At 46.0% G+C, this 16,187-nt stretch carries 11 protein-coding genes and 1 other RNA gene; all 12 read right to left on the reverse strand.

Annotation, left to right across the window (positions count from 1 at the left end; genetic code table 11):
• Nucleotides 1–284 precede the first annotated feature (284 nt).
• Nucleotides 285–2,372: a polyphosphate kinase 1 gene (gene ppk1 / locus BUB85_RS10385; RefSeq protein ID WP_073109722.1), complete on the reverse strand. Its 2,088-nt coding sequence runs from the start codon at nucleotides 2,370–2,372 to the stop codon at nucleotides 285–287.
• Nucleotides 2,373–2,578: 206 nt separating this feature from the next.
• The gene (gene queA / locus BUB85_RS10390) at nucleotides 2,579–3,646 is read right to left on the reverse strand and encodes a tRNA preQ1(34) S-adenosylmethionine ribosyltransferase-isomerase QueA (protein ID WP_073109766.1); all 1,068 of its coding nucleotides are present in this window, start codon (nucleotides 3,644–3,646) and stop codon (nucleotides 2,579–2,581) included.
• Between the two features lie 10 nt (nucleotides 3,647–3,656).
• Nucleotides 3,657–6,074 (reverse strand): phenylalanine--tRNA ligase subunit beta, encoded by a 2,418-nt coding sequence (gene pheT, locus BUB85_RS10395; RefSeq protein ID WP_073109725.1) that lies wholly within the window; start codon nucleotides 6,072–6,074, stop codon nucleotides 3,657–3,659.
• A 108-nt stretch (nucleotides 6,075–6,182) separates the two neighbouring features.
• Nucleotides 6,183–7,202, reverse strand: a complete 1,020-nt coding sequence (pheS, locus tag BUB85_RS10400) for a phenylalanine--tRNA ligase subunit alpha (protein WP_073109770.1) — start codon at nucleotides 7,200–7,202, stop codon at nucleotides 6,183–6,185.
• A 452-nt stretch (nucleotides 7,203–7,654) separates the two neighbouring features.
• Nucleotides 7,655–8,509: a YihY/virulence factor BrkB family protein gene (locus BUB85_RS10405; RefSeq protein ID WP_073109729.1), complete on the reverse strand. Its 855-nt coding sequence runs from the start codon at nucleotides 8,507–8,509 to the stop codon at nucleotides 7,655–7,657.
• 208 nt (nucleotides 8,510–8,717) lie between these two features.
• Nucleotides 8,718–8,896: non-coding RNA, 6S RNA (ssrS, locus tag BUB85_RS10410), on the reverse strand.
• Nucleotides 8,897–8,993: 97 nt separating this feature from the next.
• Nucleotides 8,994–10,598, reverse strand: a complete 1,605-nt coding sequence (gene pckA, locus BUB85_RS10415; RefSeq protein ID WP_073109732.1) for a phosphoenolpyruvate carboxykinase (ATP) — start codon at nucleotides 10,596–10,598, stop codon at nucleotides 8,994–8,996.
• 149 nt (nucleotides 10,599–10,747) lie between these two features.
• On the reverse strand, nucleotides 10,748–11,101 hold the full coding sequence (locus BUB85_RS10420; RefSeq protein WP_073109735.1) for a hypothetical protein: 354 nt from the start codon (nucleotides 11,099–11,101) through the stop codon (nucleotides 10,748–10,750).
• A 2-nt stretch (nucleotides 11,102–11,103) separates the two neighbouring features.
• Entirely contained in the window at nucleotides 11,104–12,597 is a 1,494-nt protein-coding gene (gene thrC, locus BUB85_RS10425; RefSeq protein ID WP_073109738.1) for a threonine synthase, read from the reverse strand.
• 23 nt (nucleotides 12,598–12,620) lie between these two features.
• The gene (gene leuD, locus BUB85_RS10430) at nucleotides 12,621–13,112 is read right to left on the reverse strand and encodes a 3-isopropylmalate dehydratase small subunit (RefSeq protein WP_073109741.1); all 492 of its coding nucleotides are present in this window, start codon (nucleotides 13,110–13,112) and stop codon (nucleotides 12,621–12,623) included.
• On the reverse strand, nucleotides 13,112–14,386 hold the full coding sequence (gene leuC / locus BUB85_RS10435) for a 3-isopropylmalate dehydratase large subunit (protein ID WP_073109743.1): 1,275 nt from the start codon (nucleotides 14,384–14,386) through the stop codon (nucleotides 13,112–13,114). The genes leuD and leuC overlap by 1 nt, the downstream gene beginning before the upstream one ends.
• 70 nt (nucleotides 14,387–14,456) lie before the next feature.
• Nucleotides 14,457–15,854, reverse strand: a complete 1,398-nt coding sequence (locus BUB85_RS10440) for a VaFE repeat-containing surface-anchored protein (RefSeq protein ID WP_073109745.1) — start codon at nucleotides 15,852–15,854, stop codon at nucleotides 14,457–14,459.
• Between the last annotated feature and the right edge of the window lie 333 nt (nucleotides 15,855–16,187).

A 16,187-nucleotide genomic window follows, 5' to 3' on the forward strand; every position in this document is an offset into this window, starting at 1 on the left:
AGTTTAACAAAAAAATCTATTTCTATGAATCCAACATTGCCGTTGTGACACCACATTATCCGTGCCGGTCTTCTCTTTCTGCATATAAAAAGAGACTCCTATTGCAATGCTGAATTGCAATAAAAGTCTCACCACTTCCTCACGATACCGGATGGAATCTTCCATCGTATTGACGACGTCGTAAACGCTTGCGCGCAGGTTACTCCCTCTTATCTATTACCTACTATACTCATTCGGAGCCAAAAAGTCAATCTGAATTTTTATTTTCCGGATTTTTGTAAATTCTAAAAAGTCGATTTTTCTTTATTCAGAGCAATTGCGTCATAAGCCGCCTGATAGAAATACTCCTGAGAATTAACCGGTGATTCCTCTGCCACATTCAGCACATACTTTCCTTCGGAATCCACTTTTCTCGCCTGCTGGTTGTCGCTGAGCATGGTAATAAACATCTCCAGCAACTGTGATTTCAGTTCCTCATCATAGATTGGTGCTGCCACCTCCACACGGCGGACCGTATTTCTGGTCATGAAATCCGCGGATGCAATGTAGAGTTTTTTCCGCTCATCGCATCCGAAGATATAGATTCTTGAATGCTCCAGGAACCTTCCCACGATGCTGTATACATGGATATTTTCTGTCTTCTCCGGAATTTCCGGTACGAGACAACAGATTCCACGAATCACCATATCGATCTGCACACCTGCGCAGGATGCCTCGATCAGCTTGTCGATAATCCTTTTATCTGTGAGGGAATTTAACTTCAGACCAATATATGCCTTCTCCCCTCTCCGCGCATACTCCATCTCCTGCTCGATCATTTCAATCACCTTGTTCTGCAGACATTTTGGTGCAACGAGCAGGTGCGTGCTTTCCTCTACGACCTCGCCCATGGACAAGGCCTGGAATACCTTCGCCGCCTCGATGCCGATGTCCACATTGGAGGTGATCAGAGATAAGTCTGTGTAGAGTCTTGCGGTCTTCTCGTTGTAGTTTCCGGTTCCGATCTGTGTAATATATGTAATCTGTCCCTCTTCTTTTCTGGTGATCAGGCACAGCTTTGAATGTACCTTATATCCATCCAGACCGTAAATCACTCTGCAGCCGGCATCCTCCAGATGTCTGGACCATTCGATGTTATTTTCCTCATCAAAACGCGCGCGCAGCTCTACCAGAACCACGACCTCTTTCCCGTTTTCGGCCGCCTCGATTAGTGCCTCAATGACTTTACTCTGTTTTGCCACACGGTACAGTGTCATCTTGATCGAGACAACATTCGGATCCTCTGCAGCCTCATTTAACAAGTTCAGGAACGGTTTGATACTCTCAAACGGGTAGGACAACAGTTTATCCTTCTCCTGCACCTGCTCGATAATTGACATTCCATCCTCAAACTGTGCTGATTTCTGCGGAACTCTCTTCTTGTAGAACAATTCCGGTTTCTTTCTGAGCTCGTCCTGAATCTGAAATCCAAAGGAAAGGTCCAGAGGCGTGCTGCCCTGGAAAACACGGTCCTTGCCAAGGTCAAGATATTTGCAGAGTGTATCCACTACAGATCCGTCCATCTCTCTGGAAAGCTCCAGACGGACCGGCATCAGTTTTTTACGTTTCTTGATCACCTCTGCCATAAATTCTCTGTAATCCAGATCTTCATCATACAGGGCATCTGCATCAATATCAGCATTTCTCGTAACACGAATCAGCGATTTGGCTTTCACCACATAGCCGTTGAATACACGTGACATATAATGAAGAATCAGTTCCTCAGACAGCATGAACGCTCCCTCGCCCCCCGGCATCTTGATCAGACGCGGCACGGAACTGTTCGTGCATGGAATGATACCCATTTTCTCTTTTCCGGTCTTCGTCTCCAGAACGACCACCGCATAGATCTCCTTATTCCGCAAAAATGGGAACGGCTGTCTCTTACCAACGATTGACGGTGAGATGATCGGTGCGACTTCTCTGTCAAAATACTGAGAGAGAAATTCTTTCTCCTCCTCTTCCATGCTCTGGAAGTTCAGAAGCTTCACTCCCTGCTCCTCCAGATTGTCCATAATTTCTTCATATACGTTATCTTTTCTGCGGTTCAATTTCTTTACCTGCTTCAAGATAGCTTCAATCTGCTCTTTTGCAGTCATATTTGTCTTATTGTCTCTGATATTCTTATTTAATAACAATTGATCCTGAAGTGAACCTACTCTAACCATAAAAAATTCATCCAGGTTGCTCTGAAAAATGGAAGCAAAGGTCAGTCTTTCGCACAGCGGTACATCCTTACGCTCAGCCTCTTCCAAAACTCTTTCGTTAAATTTCACCCATGACAATTCACGATTCATGTACATAGTTTTATCCCTCGCAATAGTTTCTTTCATATATTTTTCCCTGTAAGTTACCTAAACTAGTGTACTATTCACACGTAAAATGTTCACATGGGCTATGTTAAATCTTTGTAAAGTCCAGCGCCAGGCATTGGCAGAAAATGGCAGCAGCTCCACATCGTGGAGCCGCTGCCATTTTTATACATTCTGTTTTTAACCGTGTAAAGCAGACTTCCAGAATCCACTTTGATTGTTGGTACTTATTTTATAAACATCGCATCCCCAAAGGAAAAGAAACGATACCGTTCCTTCACGGCCTCCTCATATGCTGCAAGCACATGCTCTCTTCCAGCCAGTGCCGACACCAGCATGATCAGCGTGGATTCCGGCAGATGGAAGTTGGTGATCAGGCAGTCCAGCGCCTTGAACCGGTACCCCGGATAGATAAAGATCTCCGTCCATCCGCTGCACTCCTTCAGGCGACCGTTCTCGTCCGCCGCAGACTCTATGGTCCGGCAGCTCGTGGTTCCCACACAGATGACCCGGCCGCCGTTTTCTTTCGTCCGGTTGATCTTCTGTGCGGCCTCTTCGTCGATGTGGTAGAACTCCGAATGCATATGGTGCTCCAGAATGTTCTCCACCTTGACCGGACGGAAGGTTCCAAGTCCGACATGAAGCGTCACCCGCGCGATGTCCACACCCTTTTCCTCGATCTCTCTCAGGAGCTCCGGTGTAAAATGCAGTCCGGCTGTCGGTGCCGCCGCGGAACCGGTATGTTTCGCGTATACCGTCTGATAACGGTTCTTGTCCTGCAGCTGGTGGGTAATGTATGGCGGCAGAGGCATCTGGCCAAGCTGATCCAGAATTTCTTCGAAGATTCCGTCATAGGTAAACCGGATCAGACGGTTGCCCTCCTCCACCACATCAATGACTTCTCCAACCAGCAATCCGTCTCCGAAGCTGATCTTCGTACCGACTTTCGCCTTTTTCCCCGGCTTTACCAATGTTTCCCACACCGTATCGGTTCCGGTGGCCTGTCCCGCTTCATCTACTGAGGCCGCCACTTCTTTTCTCTTCAGCAGAAGCACCTCGATCTTTGCGTCCGTTCCAACCTTTGCCCCAATCAGCCTGGCCGGGATTACCTTCGTGTCATTGATGACCAGACAGTCACCCGCATTCAGGTAATCCGTGATCTCACGGAACACATGATGCGACACCTCACCGGTCTCTTTGTCCATCACCAGCAGCCTGGAGCTGGAGCGGTCCTCCAGTGGATCCTGTGCGATCAGCTCCTCCGGAAGATCAAAGAAAAAGTCTTCTTTTTTCATATTCGTCTTATTATTGTCTGAGTTCAATTCCCAATCCCTCTAATCCATTCAGAATTTTCTTCATTGCCCCGCTGACTTCGTCGTCCGTCAGGGTTCTGTCATTTGCACGGAACACGATCTTGTAGGCAACAGATTTGTGGCCCGATTTGATCTGTGCTCCCTCATAGAGATCAAACAGCTCGTAGCTCTCCAGAATTTTCCCACCGCGCTGTGCGATAATCTCTTCGACCTGTCCCACCAGAATCTCTTTTTTCATAACCATACTGATATCACGTGTCGTTGCCGGATACTTTGCAATTCCCTCGTACTTCCGGTCGAATGTAGCTGCCTCCACAATGTATGGCATATCCAGTACCGCAACATAGGCTCTCTCACCGATGCCGTAATTGTCCGCCACTTCCGGGTGAACCTCACCGAGGAAACCGATCACATTGCCGTCATAGATGATATTTGCCTGACGTCCCGGATGAAGGAAAGTTTTTCCTGCATTCGGATCATAGGTCTCTTTTTTTGTCATACCGATCTTCTCTAAAAATTCTTCCACGACACCCTTCATATTAAAGAAATCGCCATCTCCATACATTCCCAGAGTAAACTGCATGCGCTCCTGGGGAAGCTCTGTCAGCGGCAGCTGCTTCGGAAGGTAAATATTTCCCATCTCGTAGAGCTTCACGCCCTTGTTTCGGCGGTTGTAGTTTGTGGCAAGTGAAACCAGCATTCCGTTCAGAGATGTGGTACGCATCACACTAAAATCCTCGCCCAGCGGGTTTCTGATCTGAATCGCATTGCGCGCCGGATCATCCTGCGCCAGCAGAAGCTTGTCAAACACCTTCGGACTCTCGAAGGAGTAGGTCATTCCCTGGCTATATCCACAGAACTCCGCAATATCTCTTGCAATCTGCTCGATGCGGAGTTTGAATGTCAGCTTTCCTGTAGTTGCCTCCCCGTTTGGCAGAGTTGTCGGAATATTGTCATATCCGTAGAATCTCGCCACTTCCTCCGCCAGATCTGCCAGACGGAACAGGTCGTGTCGAAATGTCGGGGCAATCACTTCTTTTGTAGTTTCATCATAACCCAGATCGATCATCTTGAAGTAACCGATCATTTCTTCCTCTGAAACGTTGGTACCGAGCAGTGTGTTGATCTTATCCGCATCAAATGGTACGCGCACAGGTTCTTTTCTTTTGCTGTACACATCAACCATTCCGCCGACCACTTCACCAGCAGCGAACTCTTCCACAAGCTGGCATGCTCTGTTGATGGCCTCCTCGGCATTGTTCGGATCTAACCCCTTCTCGAAAATGTTGGACGCGTCTGTACGCAGTCCCACTCTTTTGCTGGACTTACGGATATTTGTCCCGTTGAAGCAGGCTGCCTCAAACAGCATGGTCTGTACATTGTCTGTGATCATGGAGTTCTCACCGCCCATGATTCCCGCGATACCAACCGGCTTCTCACCGTCGCAGATCATCAGAACTGACTCGTCCATGGTGCGCTCCTCACCGTCCAGAGTCACGAAAGCAGATCCCTTCTCGGCTGTCTTCACCACAATTTCTTTTCCCGCAATCGTTTCCAGATCATAAGCATGCATCGGCTGTCCGTACTCTGCCATCACATAGTTTGTGATGTCGACCAGATTGTTGATCGGGCGGATTCCAACAGATGCCAGTCTTCTCTTCATCCACTCCGGAGAGGGTCCGATTTTAATGTTCTTCACCACTCGCGCACAGTAGCGTGGGCAAAGTTCCGTATTTTCCACAGAAACCTTGATGTAATCATTCACATCCTCATCATTTCCGGTTGCAGTCACAACCGGTGGGTGGAATGGCTTACGGAATGTTGCCGCCGCTTCACGGGCGATTCCGACAACGCTGTAGCAGTCCACGCGGTTGGAAGTGATCTCATATTCATGCACCACATCGTCAAGGCCCAGTGCCTTCACTGCGCTCTCTCCGACCACAGCATCCTCCGGGAAAATGTAGATGCCGTACTCCGGTGCCTCATCATACATCTCTTTGGTAGAACCCAGTTCCTCGATGGAGCACATCATCCCGCAGCTCTCGATACCGCGAAGTTTTCCTTTTTTGATTTTGACACCTCCCGGTGTCCTGGATCCGTCGTGACCTCCGGCAACACGTCCGCCGTCCAGAACGACCGGAACCTTGTCTCCCTCTTTCACATTCGGTGCGCCTGTAACGATCTGCACACTCTCCGTCCCCACATTTACCTGGCAGATGATCAGCTTATCCGCATCCGGGTGCTTCTCGATCTTGTCGATCTGTCCGATGACGATTTTCTCGAGGTCTGCATCCAGAGCCTCGTAGCCTTCCACCTTCGTACCTGTCAGTGTCATTGCGTCCATATATTCCTGTGCAGTCACATCAAGCTCCGGCACATACGCTTTTATCCATGATAATGAAGTATTCATTTTTTCTCCTTCTTTCCATTTATTTTTACAGATTTCTTCCCCGCATATACGTGCACCATGTGCTGCTCACACATGAAATCGCTTCGCGATTTGTATATATGCGATGTGTTAGAACTGTTTCAAAAATCTGATATCATTTTCATACAGCAGTCTCATATCATCTATCTCGTATTTCAACAATGCGATTCGTTCCAGACCGACTCCAAATGCGAAGCCTGTGTATTCTTCCGGATCGATTCCGCACATCTCCAATACGTGTGGATGAACCATACCGCAGCCGAGGATTTCAATCCACCCCTCTCCTTTACAGAAGCGGCATCCTTTTCCTCCGCATTTGAAACAGGAGACATCCATCTCTGCACTTGGCTCTGTGAACGGGAAGTGATGTGGTCTGAATTTTGTCTTTGTGTCCTCACCGAATAACTCTTTTGCAAATATTTCCAATGTTCCCTTTAAGTCTGCAAGTGAAACGTTCTTGTCAATCAAAAGTCCTTCGATCTGGTGGAAGGACGGTGAATGTGTCGCATCTACCTCGTCGGCTCTGAATACGCGTCCCGGTGCGATCATGCGAATCGGGAGTTTGCCCTGTTCCATGACACGAGCCTGGATCGGTGATGTCTGGGTGCGGAGTACGATTTCGTCATTGATATAAAAAGTGTCCTGCTCATCCTTTGCCGGATGATCTGCCGGAATGTTGAGTTTCTCAAAGTTGTACTCATCATACTCAATCTCAGGACCTTCCATCACCTCATAACCCATGCCTACAAAGATGCGCTCTACCTCTTCTAATGCGATCGTATTCGGATGACGATGTCCCACCTTGTTCTTCTTGGAAGGCAGTGTGACGTCGATCACTTCTTCCTTCAATCTCTCCTCACGAAGCTGCGTTTCCATCATTTTCTTTGTCTCATCGAGCATATTCTCGATGACCGCTCTTGTCTCATTGACCAGCTGGCCCACCAGCGGTCTCTCTTCTGCAGCCACATCCTTCATTCCCTTAAGAACAGCTGTCAGCTCTCCTTTTTTTCCAAGGAATTTGACACGTACATCATTCAGCATCTCCGGCACGTCTGCTGCTTCGACCTGCTTTTGCACTTCTGCCTTAATGTTCTCCAATTTTTCTTTCATACTCATATTGAACCCTCTCCTTTTTTTATTGTTTCCACTGTTGTGAATTTCCAGAAAAGAATAACTTCTCTTTTATATCATAGGAAGTCCGAAGAACTTTCCTATTGCATAAAATAAAGCCCCATCCCAATAAAGGGACGAAGCTAATTCGCGATACCACCCTAATTCCCGCACTCCCGGACACCATCAAAATGACTGGCCCTGCTTGCGGACACTTAAGTATGCGTAACGTGCACAGACGTCACAGCTTAATCTGCGAATGCATTTCAGCCGTGCAGCTAACGTGGGAACTTCAATTACTGCCTGAACTCAGAGAAACTTCCAGCCCGTGGTCTCTCCTCTCTGTCAGAAGACAGGTCTCTACTAACACGATCATTGCTTTTGTATATGGACCCTAAATATTTTTAATACTTTTAGAATCTTTTCTAATTGTAGCATAAGAAATGTGAAAGTCAAGATGTTTTCCCGCTTCCGGCCTTAAAATCGGTACGTTTCGCATACCACATCTGGTTGATCTCCCCGCCCAGAAGTACGATGTACATACAGAAATACAGCCACAGCATAATCAGCACAATGGTTGTCAGACTGCCGTACATCGTGGAAAATCCAGTAAATATATCCAGGTAAATGGAAAAGATAAACGATACAAGCACCCAGCCGATTGCGGTAAATACAGCCCCCGGCAGCTGAAGTCTGCTCGTGATCTTGCGGTTCGGTAAAAATTTGTACACCACGATCCAGAACAGCGTCAGAACGATCAGTGACAAAAATGTACGGATCTTCATCAGATATTCCATGAGCTGGCTCAAAAACGGTACATGCACCGCGACAAACGCACTGATACGGTTGCCGAACACCGACATAACCAGTGAAAATACGATGGCCACAATAAATATCACCGTATAAAAAGTTGCCCGCAGTCTGAGATAAAAATAATTTCTTGTCTCTCTACACTCATAAACACAGTTCAATCCGTATGACACAGAAAGAACGCCCTTGCCCGCCGACCACAATGCAACCACAGCCGTAATCGGGATGACGCTTCTCGACTGGTTATATACTTGATTGACAATCGAAACAATCAGGCCGTTAACTGAGGACGGAAATATCTTTACGACCGCAGTCATCACATCCGCCTTTGTGACAGGCGTGTACTGAACCATCATCAGCAAAAGAAGGATGATCGGGATTAAGGACAGCACAAAAAAATATGCAGACTGTGCCGCATAAGCCCCTGCATGGTGTGAACCGACTTTTACCATAAAGTCATTCAGTTCAGTTACCAGATTTTTCATCTTCTTTTTCATGAAATCTCTCCGTTCCAATCTCCATCGTCCACACCCTTGTGAACCAGTTCATTTTAAAAAATTATTTCCATACTGTCCTGAGGCAAAAAACTTGCCTGTGAAATAATAGCATATTCTCCAATTTAATTCAAGCTTAACCACTTTCATGGCTCATTATCTCCACGAAGAGAAAGACAGCTGCTTGACAGCAGCTGTCTTTTATCTTTCGTATTTGCCCAAGATGCCGGTTCCGTATTTTGACTCCTAGCCACAGCTAGGTGGGCAATCGCGTCTGCTTTTCTGTCTTCCACTGCAATCGGAGGCTTGACATATTACAGATATAATGAAATCCCGTTTAAAGTAATTGTAGGTTCAAAATACAAGAGTTATCGAACATCTCAGGTGTTGATTACATTATAACCTTGCAAGCATGATTTTACAATAGTTTTCATAAAATCTACTGCAGGAAATATTTACATCAATTTAACAAAATACTTTGTGTTGATTATGCCTGAGGACCAGCAGCAACTAATGCTTTACCAGCTTCATTTCCTTCATACTTAGCAAAGTTCTTAACAAAACGAGCTGCAAGATCCTGTGCTTTTGTCTCCCACTCAGAAGCGTCAGCATAAGTATCACGAGGGTCAAGGATCTTCGGATCTACGCCTGGAAGCTCTGTAGGTACTTCAAAGTTAAAGTGTGGAATTGCCTTTGTAGATGCTTTTGTAATTGATCCGTCAAGGATTGCATCAATGATACCACGTGTGTCACGAATAGAGATACGTTTTCCTGTACCATTCCATCCAGTGTTAACAAGGTATGCTTTTGCACCGCTCTTTTCCATCTTCTTAACAAGCTCTTCTGCATATTTTGTAGGATGCAGTTCCAGGAAAGCCTGGCCAAAGCAAGCTGAGAATGTAGGCGTAGGCTCTGTGATTCCACGCTCTGTACCAGCAAGTTTTGCTGTAAATCCAGACAGGAAGTAGTACTTTGTCTGCTCTGGTGTCAGGATGGATACTGGAGGTAATACTCCGAAAGCATCTGCTGACAGGAAAATTACGTTCTTAGCCGCCGGAGCTGAAGAAACCGGACGTACGATATTCTCAATATGGTTGATCGGATAAGATACACGAGTATTCTCTGTTACGCTCTTATCATCGAAGTCGATCTTGCCGTCTGCATCCAGTGTAACGTTCTCAAGAAGAGCATCTCTTTTGATTGCGTTATAGATGTCAGGCTCTGATTCTTTATCAAGGTTGATAACCTTTGCGTAGCATCCACCCTCGAAGTTGAATACACCGTTATCATCCCAGCCATGCTCGTCATCTCCGATAAGAAGACGCTTAGGATCTGTAGATAATGTTGTCTTACCTGTTCCTGAAAGACCGAAGAAGATTGCTGTATTCTCACCGTTCAGATCTGTGTTTGCAGAACAGTGCATAGCTGCAAGACCCTTCAGTGGCAGGTAGTAGTTCATCATAGAGAACATACCCTTCTTCATCTCTCCGCCGTACCATGTGTTGATGATAACCTGCTCACGGCTGGAAATGTTAAATACAACTGCTGTCTCAGAATTGAGACCTAACTCTTCATAATTTTCAACTTTTGCTTTTGATGCGTTGTAAACAACGAAATCCGGCTCAAAGTCTTTAAGTTCTTCATCTGTCGGGATGATGAACATATTCTTTACAAAATGTGCCTGCCATGCAACTTCCATGATAAAACGGATTGCCATTCTTGTATCATGGTTTGCTCCGCAGAAAGCATCTACAACGAAAAGTTTCTTGCCGGAAAGTTCTTCCTGTGCAATTTTCTTTACTGCTGCCCATGTCTCTTTGCTGGCTGGGTGATTGTCATTCTTATACTCGTCAGAAGTCCACCATACTGTGTCCTTTGAATTTTCATCCATAACGATAAATTTGTCTTTAGGTGAACGACCTGTGTAGATACCAGTCATAACGTTGACTGCTCCCAGTTCACTTACCTGACCTTTTTCAAAGCCTTCTAATTCCGGTCTTGTCTCTTCTTCGAATAATTCATCAAAAGAAGGATTGTACACGATTTCTGTTGTTCCATTAATTCCATATTTGCTTAAATCAATGTTTGCCATTTTCACTAGACCTCTTTCTTTCTTAATTTTGTGTAATCATTTGTTTAAATGTTACATTTCGATTTAATCGAAACCTTGTTCCATTATTGCACGTTGAATAGATAAAGTCAATAACCAAGAAAAATCTTTGTTAAACATTTCACCGAACACTATAAATTAAAATATTCTTTTTTGCACTTTGTCGTAATTACCACAAAAACTACAAGTACGATCAAAAAAATTATCATTGCTGCCGCATCAATGATTCCCAGTGGTAAAAGAAAATTATTCACAAGATCAATCAATCCATAGATGGTTGTCACCACGCCAAGCAGCAATACCATGGGCATTGTTTTCTTAAGGTATGCCTCCTTGTCCTTACACTTGTATGCCGGGATGTTGTTTCCCAGAAGAAGGGTTCCGTTGATTTCGCCTGTTTTTTTCATGTCAAAATACGCGTAGATACAGTAGATCCCGCACACGGTAACAACCAGACTGATCACCCCAACAAAACTGCTGTCCATCTTTATACCTCAACTTTCAGAATCTCTTTGACTGTCGCTTTCATTGCATCCACATCGCACTCTGTCGTGTGGAGAACCTCTGCGTCCCGAATCTCTTTGATTGCGTTTGGAATCGCCACACCGGAAAGTTTCTCCAGCTCGTCGATCAAAGGAAATTCTTCCAGCTCATCGTACTTTTCATCAATGGAGGTCATTACGCTTCTCGCGAACTTATAAGGGCTTGCGGTAGATGCCACGAGTGTCTTAGCCGTATCTTTACTTTCTGCCTTTACCTTTCGGTTTACATATGCTGCGACCGCCGTATGGGTATCCATGATGTATCCGGTCTCACGGTAAGTATCGCGGATCATCTCCTTTGTTTCTTCCTCTGTCGCATACCCGCCCACGAAGCCTGCCAGTTTTTCTTTCATGTCATCCGTAATGTGGTAAACGCCCTTTGATTTCAAATCTGCCATCAGTTGATTGTTCTTCTGTGCATCAGCTCCTGCGATCATATAGATCAGACGCTCCAGATTGCTGGAGATCAGAATGTCCATAGATGGGGAAGAGGTCAGCACAAACTCTCTGTTTCTATCATAGGTTCCCGTCTGAAAGAAATCAAACAGAACCTTATTCTCATTGGATGCACAGATTAATTTTCCGATTGGAACTCCCATCTGCTTTGCAAAATAAGCCGCCAGTATATTTCCGAAATTACCGGTCGGAACTGTCACGTTGATCAGTTCCCCGTCTGCGATCTGCTCATTCTCTAACAGCTTCGCATACGCATATACGTAGTAGACAACCTGCGGAACGAGACGTCCGATATTAATGGAATTGGCTGAGGAAAACTGATATCCTGCTGCCGCGAGTTCACCCTCCAGTTCTCTGTCCTCAAACAATTTCTTCACACCGGTCTGGGCATCGTCGAAATTCCCATGGATTGCCACAACGGATGTATTCTCACCCTTCTGTGTTACCATCTGCAGCTGCTGTACCTTACTGACCCCGCCCTTTGGATAGAAGACGATAATCTTTGTGCCCGGCACATCTGCAAAACCGGCCAGTGCCGCTTTTCCTGTATCACCGGATGTCGCAGTGAGAATTACAATCTCATTCTTCACATTATTTTTCTTCGCCGCTGTCGTCAGCAGATGTGGCAGGATGGAAAGTGCCATATCCTTAAACGCGATCGTCGCACCGTGGAACAGTTCCAGATGATACGTATCTGCCACCTTTACAAGCGGTGCAATCACCTCTGTATCAAACTTCTCATCATACGCACTGTTGATGCAGTGCTTTAATTCCTCTTCTGTAAAGTCAGTCAGGAATTGCTTCATCACCGCGTACGCAGTCTCCTGGTAGCTCATCTTCGCAAGTTCTGCCATTGTGACATCAAGTTTCGGAATACTGGTCGGAACAAATAGTCCGCCGTCTTCAGCCAGTCCCTTAAGGATTGCCTCCGATGCAGTTACGGTCTTCTCAGCATTTCTTGTGCTTTTGTACAATACATTCATCTCTTCTACCTCTTTAAATTCATTTACTGTTTTTTATTATTTGTATAGTTTACCAATCCGCCTGCAGAAATAATCTTCTGCATAAATTCCGGAAACGCCTGTCCCTGGAACTCTGTTCCTTTTGTCTTATTGTAGATTTTCCCACTGTCGAAATCCACTTCCACTTCGTCGCCCGCTTCAATTCCTCTTGCGGCCTCCGGACATTCAATAATCGGCAGTCCGATATTGATTGCATTTCTATAGAAGATTCTCGCAAATGTTTCTGCGATCACGCAGCTGACTCCCGCCGTCTTCAGGCAGAGCGGCGCATGCTCTCTGGATGATCCGCAGCCAAAGTTTTTGTTGGCAACAATCAGGTCTCCCTGTTGTACCTTATTCACAAATTCCGGATCGATATCTGCCATTGCATGGCTCGCAAGCTCCTGCGCGTCAAACGAATTAAGATATCTTGCAGGAATGATTACGTCTGTATCGACATTGTCTCCATATTTAAAAACGTGTCCTAATGCTTTCATTATCTGTCACCTGCTTTCTCCGGATTTGCGATATAGCCGGCGATTGCCGATGCTGCCGCCACTTCCGGTGATGCTAAATAAATCAGGGAATCCACATGTCCCATTCTTCCGACAAAGTTACGGTTCGTAGTAGAAACGCACTTCTCACCTGCCGCCATGACACCCATGTGCCCGCCCATACAAGGGCCGCAGCTCGGCGTGTTGAACGCGCAGCCCGCATCGATAAATATCTCCACAAGCCCCTCCTGTACACACTGCTTATAAATCTTCTGTGTGGCAGGGATTACCATTACTCTGACGTCCGGATGAACCGTGTGTCCCTTCAGAATTGCTGCTGCCTTTCGCATATCTTCCATACGTCCGTTTGTACAGGAACCGATGACTACCTGATCGATCTTGATCGGCTCCATCGCCTCGATCTCATCAATCGTCTTCGCATTGCCCGGAAGATGCGGGAATGCGACCGTCGGACGTACCTTCGCAAGATCTACTTCGATCACCTCGTCATACTCTGCATCCGCATCAGCCTCGTATACCGCATATTCTTTTGTTGTATGTTCTTTCAGATATGTAAGTGTCTTGTCATCTACCATAAAGATTCCATTTTTCGCACCGGCTTCGATTGCCATGTTGGCCATGGTGAAGCGGTCTTCCATGGAAAGGTTCGCGATGCCGTCACCGACAAATTCCATGGATTTGTAAAGTGCTCCGTCCACTCCGATCATTCCGATGATGTGAATGATGATATCCTTGCCGCTGACGAACGGTCCCGGCTTGCCGGTCAGCACAAATTTGATTGCACTCGGCACCTTAAACCATAATTCGCCTGTCGCCATTCCAGTCGCGATATCGGTAGTTCCCACTCCCGTGGAGAACGCTCCGAGCGCTCCATAAGTACATGTATGTGAGTCTGCCCCGATGATACACTGTCCGGCCACAACAATTCCGCTCTCTGGAAGGATTGCATGCTCCACACCGGATTTGCCCTGCTCAAAATAATTGGTCAGTTCCTGCTGTTTTGCAAATTCCCGGATTGCCTTGGAATTTTCTGCCGACTTAATATCTTTGTTCGGTGTGAAATGATCCGGTACAAATACCACCTTATCCTTATCAAACACCTTATCTGTCATCTGCTTTACGATAGGCAGTGCCATCGGCCCTGTAATATCGTTGGCCATAACCACATCTAATTTTGCTTCGATCAGCTGTCCAGCACTCACACTATCTAACCCTGCATGTGCAGCTAATATCTTCTGCGTCATTGTCATACTCATGAAAACGCCCTCCTTTTTAATCTATGGTAGCTATTTTAGCATAAATGACAGGCAAAGGAAAGATGGTATCTTAACTATTTCGTATGCGCTTGATGCAAAGACCGATAAACAAAACCGATAACATCAGTAACAGGACCGTCCCCCCTACCGTAGTTCTGTCTCCGGTTTTTGGCGCCGGACTGGATGTTTGTGTGGCATTGTTCGGAACGGATTCCGGCTGCTTTTCCAGTACAGTCTCTCTTACATTTTCTTTTTTGGATGCATCCGGTTCCTTCTCTTTCGGCGGTTCTTTCTCTTTTGGCGGCTCCGTTTTCTTTTCGATCGTCACCGTCTGCCCCTCGTCGTGAATATCCGTATGCTCCGCAACCGGCACATTTTTCAAATACAGCTTTTCAAAAACCACCACACTTCTGCCGGCCAGCTTACTGCCATCAAATGCAAAGGTGAGCTCCACGGTTCCGGATGTCTGCTTCGGAACAAATGTCAAATGCGCTTTTACCTGCTTTTTGTTTACCAGAAGCGGCTTTCCGGATACCTGATCCATCAGAATGCCTTCCAGTTTATATTTCGTGCCAATTTTCAGATTCACATAGTCTACCCGGTCAACGATTTTCACGTGCTTATCCGCATCCACCGTATGGATTTTATGCGCTTCATCCGACGCAGTCGTGCCGATCTCCGGAACCGGAACCGTGGTCAGATCATCTGTCACCGTCCCCAGGTCCACCGTAACGCCATCCCGCCGGATCATCACATCAAAACCGATCAGCTGATGTCCCTCATTCCCTGTGCATTCCAGCTCCTGGATCCGGTATGTATCATAAAGAAGCGCTCCTTTCTCATCATTCACTGCGGCGGTGCCGAACCAGATTCCATCCTCGCTCGACTCCCCGCGATTCGTATTCTGACTATGTGGATTCCATGAGCTCGCCGTACTGTAGTAACCGTTTTCGTCCGTCACAAAATCATGCGTTTCCCCGGTGGTCTTGCTTGTAATAGAAAAACGAATATTTGCCATTCGGTTCAGGGTAGAATCCTCCACCTTGATCAGTTCCAGGTCTCCTCGCTTCGGCTGATTCAAGATTGCTTCATCCACTCCGGTCAGATCGACCATCACATGATTCTGCCGGATTTCAAATTTTCTCTCCACATTTCCTTCCGTCAGATACCCGGTCGGCGGCGCCGTTTCCCGAACCAGATAACTTCCGTAAGGCAGTGCATCCTTCTCGGTCTGCGCCATCCCCTTTTCATCCGTTACCATATCGGTCACCACGTCCCCCTTTTTATGGAGCTCACCACTTACCATGACCGGCTGTTCACTGCAGTTCACAATTTCGAAAACTGCACCCTGAAGTGATGCATTCCCCTGTGCTTTATCTTCTGTTGTTTCTGAATCTCTTTTCTGGATTTTCACTCCGCCCCGAATGGGCTGATTTTTTGTAGTATGGTCTCCCCGAAGAGCAACCATCTGTCCGTCTTCTTTTATAGAAAATTTGTAACTGTTCAGAACCCCCTTGGGGAACTAATTAATTTTTGTACAAAACAGAGAATTTTTAAAACCTGTTTTGCGATATTATTTCGGTAATTGGTGGATAACCAATTGTTTGTGATTGAATAATTTAATTCATTGTGGATTACTCTTTCAATCTTTCAAATAACTCTGATTCAAAGCCAAATTCTATGGCTTTTGAATATATTTAACAACAACTGAACATTGAAAAACATTACTTATCCACAGTCATTTTCACCATAGGTGAATCTATGTGAATTCGCTTTTTTCCTGAGTTTTTAGTACAATGGA

The organism is Hespellia stercorisuis DSM 15480 (assembly GCF_900142165.1).
Lineage (GTDB): Bacteria > Bacillota > Clostridia > Lachnospirales > Lachnospiraceae > Hespellia > Hespellia stercorisuis.

Coding starts and splice junctions, on each gene's coding strand:
- thrC (WP_073109738.1), bottom strand. CDS start 12,597: ATGAATGTATTGTACAAAAGCACAAGAAATGCTGAGAAGACCGTAACT.
- ppk1 (WP_073109722.1), bottom strand. CDS start 2,372: ATGAAAGAAACTATTGCGAGGGATAAAACTATGTACATGAATCGTGAA.
- BUB85_RS10405 (WP_073109729.1), bottom strand. CDS start 8,509: ATGAAAAAGAAGATGAAAAATCTGGTAACTGAACTGAATGACTTTATG.
- pckA (WP_073109732.1), bottom strand. CDS start 10,598: ATGGCAAACATTGATTTAAGCAAATATGGAATTAATGGAACAACAGAA.
- leuC (WP_073109743.1), bottom strand. CDS start 14,386: ATGAGTATGACAATGACGCAGAAGATATTAGCTGCACATGCAGGGTTA.
- BUB85_RS10420 (WP_073109735.1), bottom strand. CDS start 11,101: ATGGACAGCAGTTTTGTTGGGGTGATCAGTCTGGTTGTTACCGTGTGC.
- BUB85_RS10440 (WP_073109745.1), bottom strand. CDS start 15,854: ATGGTTGCTCTTCGGGGAGACCATACTACAAAAAATCAGCCCATTCGG.
- pheT (WP_073109725.1), bottom strand. CDS start 6,074: ATGAATACTTCATTATCATGGATAAAAGCGTATGTGCCGGAGCTTGAT.
- queA (WP_073109766.1), bottom strand. CDS start 3,646: ATGAAAAAAGAAGACTTTTTCTTTGATCTTCCGGAGGAGCTGATCGCA.
- leuD (WP_073109741.1), bottom strand. CDS start 13,112: ATGAAAGCATTAGGACACGTTTTTAAATATGGAGACAATGTCGATACA.
- pheS (WP_073109770.1), bottom strand. CDS start 7,202: ATGAAAGAAAAATTGGAGAACATTAAGGCAGAAGTGCAAAAGCAGGTC.